General features: G+C 34.1%; 4 protein-coding genes. 3 read left to right on the forward strand and 1 reads right to left on the reverse strand.

All coding sequences use genetic code 11. The features are described from left to right. Positions 1-107 precede the first annotated feature (107 nt). The 3 genes from MKL35_RS12845 (at position 108) to MKL35_RS12855 (ending at position 3,684) form a co-directional block, all read left to right on the forward strand. The gene (locus MKL35_RS12845) at positions 108-1,433 is read left to right on the forward strand and encodes an ISNCY family transposase (RefSeq protein ID WP_016805832.1); all 1,326 of its coding nucleotides are present in this window, start codon (positions 108-110) and stop codon (positions 1,431-1,433) included. A gap of 940 nt (positions 1,434-2,373) precedes the next feature. Continuing rightward, positions 2,374-2,664 carry a hypothetical protein gene (locus MKL35_RS12850; protein WP_004887207.1) on the forward strand — a complete coding sequence of 97 codons (291 nt, stop codon included), beginning with the start codon at positions 2,374-2,376 and terminating at the stop codon, positions 2,662-2,664. 486 nt (positions 2,665-3,150) lie between these two features. Further along, positions 3,151-3,684, forward strand: coding sequence for a fimbrial protein (locus MKL35_RS12855; RefSeq protein WP_004708758.1), 534 nt, complete (start codon positions 3,151-3,153; stop codon positions 3,682-3,684). A gap of 131 nt (positions 3,685-3,815) precedes the next feature. Here the strand turns inward: MKL35_RS12855 and MKL35_RS12860 are convergent. Then, positions 3,816-4,906 (reverse strand): IS4 family transposase gene (locus tag MKL35_RS12860; RefSeq protein WP_208728222.1). Its coding sequence is split into 2 segments (ribosomal slippage): positions 3,816-4,366 and positions 4,366-4,906, totalling 1,092 coding nucleotides; the frame shifts between segments, so codons are not numbered across the junction. Positions 4,907-4,977: the final 71 nt, after the last annotated feature.

Genomic DNA, 4,977 nt, shown 5'->3' on the forward strand with positions numbered 1-4,977 from the left:
TGTAAGCCCAAAATAGAAATGTCCGGTTTCTCCAAAGTAAAAATGTCCGCTTTTAGAATATGCACTTTTGCAATTTCCTTAGCGGACGGTTTGATATGTTGGTGTCTATGTCGGATAAAGAACTTAAACGATTGTCGGTCTTGCAGGAAATCTGTGATCAACGCATAACCCAGTCCCAAGCTGCTCAGCTACTTCATATTTCAGAGCGTCAGATCAGGCGTTTATTGCAAAAATACAAAGCTCAAGGCCCAGCTGCATTAGCCCATGCCGGTCGTGGTCAAATCAGCAATTCCAGGCTTCCTGAAGAGCTCAGACTCAAGTGCCTCAATATTGTTTCTGATCAACTGCATGGTTTCGGACCCACTTTAGCGCATGAAAAGCTCACCACCGTTCATGGCTTTGATATTTCAGTGGAAACACTGCGTTCCTGGATGATTGCAGCCGATTTATGGACTCCTCGTGCCAAGCGTCTGAAACGCCCGTATCAGCCTCGTTATAACCGGGACTGTTATGGTGAACTGATCCAAATCGATGGCTCACACCATGACTGGTTTGAAGGTCGAGCCCCTAAATGCTGTCTGCTGGTATTTATCGATGATGCCACAGGCAAATTACAGCATTTACGCTTCTGTAAGTCAGAATCAACCTTTGACTATATGATTTCAACACGTTTGTATGTTGAGCAGCATGGTAAGCCTTTAGCCTTCTACAGCGATAAACATTCAGTCTTCAGGGTGAATCAAAGCAGTAAGAAAGACACCAAGATTACCCAGTTTGGGCGCGTACTCAGCACCCTGAATATCGATATTATCTTCGCTAATTCACCACAGGCCAAAGGCCGTGTAGAACGAGCCAATAGAACGCTTCAGGACCGTCTGATCAAAGAAATGCGTCTGGAAGGCATCAGTTCGATTGCCGAAGCCAATGCCTGGCTACCCTGCTTCATTGAGCAGTTCAATCAGAAGTTTGCCAAGATGGCCTTTAATCCCAAGGATCTACACCGGACTGTCACTGAAACAGCCGAAGAATTAGATGATATTTTTACCTGGCGTGAACCCCGCAGAGTCACGAATAGCCTGACGATCACTTATGATAAGTGCGTATATCTCTTGGAAAACACGGAAGAAAACCAAAGATTGATTGGCAAGTATCTTGAGTTTCTGGAATACCCGAATAGTACAGTCGCGATTGAATATCAGGGAAGAAAAATCAATTACAGCATCTTCGATAAATTAAGTCAGCTCAACCAGCGAGAGATTGTTGAAAATAAACGTTTGGGTTCTGTATTAGCCCATATTCAACAGCAGCATGAAGAACTAGAACAACAAAATAAACGCAATCGTTCTCAAAAGATGCCAAGCAGACGTGCACAGAAAACAGTAATCAAAGAACGAAATCTGAATCCTGTGCTTGACTTGGAAATGTCGGTATAGGACATTTCTATTTGGTTTTAAGGTAGGACATTTCTACTTAGGAATAACAGTTATGTAACTTACACCTAGGCCTTTAATCCTCCTTATTCTTATACACTGGTACTGTGCTTTGCTTAGCCAACAATGAAATTTTTGGCTAAAGTCTGATAAAAATATTATGTCTTATCTTTCACGCTCCATTTTAGCTATTGCACTACATCCTAGAAAGCATGGCATTTTTATAAATTATTTCTTTACTTTTTTAAGCTTCATTGTGCATTAACGCCAAAACTGCGATTTAACTAAAAATTCAAAATTTGAATTAAATTACAGATATGAAACTTAATTGTTAATTGAATAACCAAATTTAGGCAGCTTTCTTCTCTACAACTATAAAATAATTTTCTTATATCTAAATGCTACTTATTTAAAATTAAATTACCTAGATTTCAGCAAAGTTATAACTTGCCTCATACAATGAGAGTTTATTTAATTATGCTAAACAACTCTACTTACTGTTTAAAATGTATTCAATATTGTTCTTATTAACTTAAAGCTTTTATATTTTGATTTATATAAATTACCACAAATTAGAGTTAAGGCTCTAATTACATAACTATTTTTAGTAAAATATATTATTTTATTAAATAATATAAATTTTTAAATCATCGAGTTTTTTTAATTTTTTTAAAAAAATAAGAATATTTTAAATTAAAGCATTCATTATCAGTAATTTAATTTTATACAAACTAAGATTCATTATTTATTTAAAATGTGATTTTATTATCATTTTTAGCAAAATAGCTATAAAGCAATAACTATTTATATAAATAAAATAATTAGTGAGATATACGTCACATGTTATTTATTATTTTTTTATTAAAATGAATTTTCATATTGTTTTTAAATAAAAATTATTGTATCTCTTATATTAACTATTTAATAAATAGGTATATATAAAATGAAAAATAATATATTTAAAATTGTAGTTTTGGCGGTACTTTCCACTTCCCCACTATTTTGTTATGCGAATAACACAATAATGATTAAAGGAAATATTGTTGAAGATACTTGTTCTACAGTAAATATTGAAAAAGAATGCGCTCAAATCAATTCTTTGAATACAACTATTGATACTCAATATTTAAACAAAGATAATGTGTTCAACTTAGCGCGACATACTGAAAAAATGGATACGAGTATTGAAACTATAAGTGCTAATAAAAAAGTAGTGCTTGTTAACTATCATTGAAATGAACGAGCTTTCAACATCAACTCAGTCTTAACTCTTTACGGTTACTTAAGTATGAATGGCCTTATAAGAGTGAATTTTTGACTTTATAGTGCAATACTTAGCTAGAGTTAACAATTCGCTCTTATTTGCTTAATAAATGATAAATTTTTCACGTTTTTTCATGCATAAAGATAAATTGTTCTATATAATTACTTCATTAAATTTTTCTTAAAATAATTTTCTTTAATTGTATTTTTCTTTTGCAATTATTCTTAATAGAACTTCTATCAAATATTTCATATTTAAAAACAAAATCTTAACTCAAAAAGAGCATTAGTCATGTTTACTCTAAATTCATGGTATTTTTTCTTATTATTTAAAAAATATGTGATCTAGTTTGCATTTTATTTAAAAAATGTTAGTATCGCCGCATTACTTTTCAAGATGTCAACCTCTGGAAAAGTAACAGATTAAACTTTTATCCAGACTTTTTGAGAAAACACTATGAAAAAACTTGCTTTGATCGCTGCTCTTTCAGTTGTAGGGATTGCGAACGCTCAAGCTGCTGATGGTACAATTACAATTAATGGTTTAGTTACAGACAAAACTTGTGACATCGTTACACCTGCTGGTAAAGATTTCACAGTTACTCTTCCAACTGTTTCTAAACAAACTTTAGCAGCTGCTGGTAACGTTGCTGGTCGTACTCCTTTCCAGATCAAATTAGCTAACTGTTCAGAAGGTAAAGTTGCGACTTACTTCGAACCAGGTGCAACGGTTGACTTCAATACTGGTCGTTTACTTAACCAAGACGCTACTGGTGCTAAAAACGTTAACGTTCAACTTTTAGGTAGCAACAACCAAGTAATTCCAGTTCTTGCTGCTGGTGCAAATGGCGCTCAAGCAAACTCTCAATGGGTTGACGTTGCAGCAGCTGGTAGTGCAGACCTTAACTACTATGCTGAATACTATGCAACTGGCGCTTCTACTGCTGGTAAAGTGAACACTTCTGTTCAATACACAATTATCTATCAATAATTGATGGATGATAGGGTTTCTATATCCGTATAGAAGCCCTATTTTGTGTAACGCTTTCCCGAACTTCCTTGGCTGAGAATCCTGAAATGAAATTGAACAGTTATAATTTTTTGCTCTGTACACGACAAATTTCATAGAGCCCTTGTCCTATCAGGCTTTTTCTTTCTTAAAATTGCGAGCACTTTCTTAAATTCTTCTTTTTTTCCAAAACCAATCAAACGTAGAATAGCCATTTGAACATAGTCCAAACCGTAGCGAAATAAACTTACTGAAAGTCGTCCATGCTTCTTTATTTTTATCGCTTTTTTTCGATCATGTTGCCATTCACCTGTTAAATAGCACCAACAGAAACCGATCGCTAGCACTGCTATCAATTTCTTGACTCGTCTAGGGTCTGTTAAACGAGTATTTTCAAGATTGAATCCACGTCCTTTGAGACAACTAAATAAGGTTTCGATTTCCCAGCGTAATGCATAATCACCAATAGCAGAAGCATTAAACATAGGAGAAACAACAAGTAAAAGTTCTCCATCTTCTAATCGTAACGCACTAATATACAGTTTCACTCGACCAACCCAAATACGTCGTTTACGACATTCAGTTTGACCAACTTGAAGATGACGAAATAAATCACTAATTTTATGACTCTTGGCTAAGTGATTGGTCACAATAAAGTTTTTTTAACACGTATACAGAAGTTAATGTCATTTTCAATTAACCATATAAACCATTTCTCACCGATAAATTCTCTGTCTGCAAACACATTCACAATACGATCTTTACCAAAAATGGAGATAAAGCGTTGAATCAAAGCAATACGCTCTTTTGTATCTGAATTTCCACGTTTATTGAGCAATGTCCAAACAATAGGTATCGCTATTCCACGATAGACGATGGCTAACATCAAGATATTGATATCTCGTTTTCCCCATTTCCAATTGGTTCTATCCAAAGTTAATTGGACTTTATCGAATGAAAATATATTGAAAATTAACTGAGAAATTTGACGATAATCGAAATACTGATCTGCAAAGAAGCGTTGTATACGTCGATAAAATGATTGTGGTAAGCACTTGATGGGTAAGGCTTTAGATGCAGAAGAAAGATTACATGTCTGTTTTACAATTAATGCAAGCATAATCAGTGTAAAACATTTTACACGTGACTTGTTCCACTTTAGATATTTGTTTAAGATGAGATGTAACTCATTGAAATGTGTCATCATATTCATCGTCAGAAAACAAGTATTATGCCATTATTTCAATGAGTTGTCTTTTTTTGTCGTGTACAAAG

It is taken from the genome of Acinetobacter sp. AOR41_HL (assembly GCF_027854645.1).
Taxonomy (GTDB): domain Bacteria; phylum Pseudomonadota; class Gammaproteobacteria; order Pseudomonadales; family Moraxellaceae; genus Acinetobacter; species Acinetobacter nosocomialis.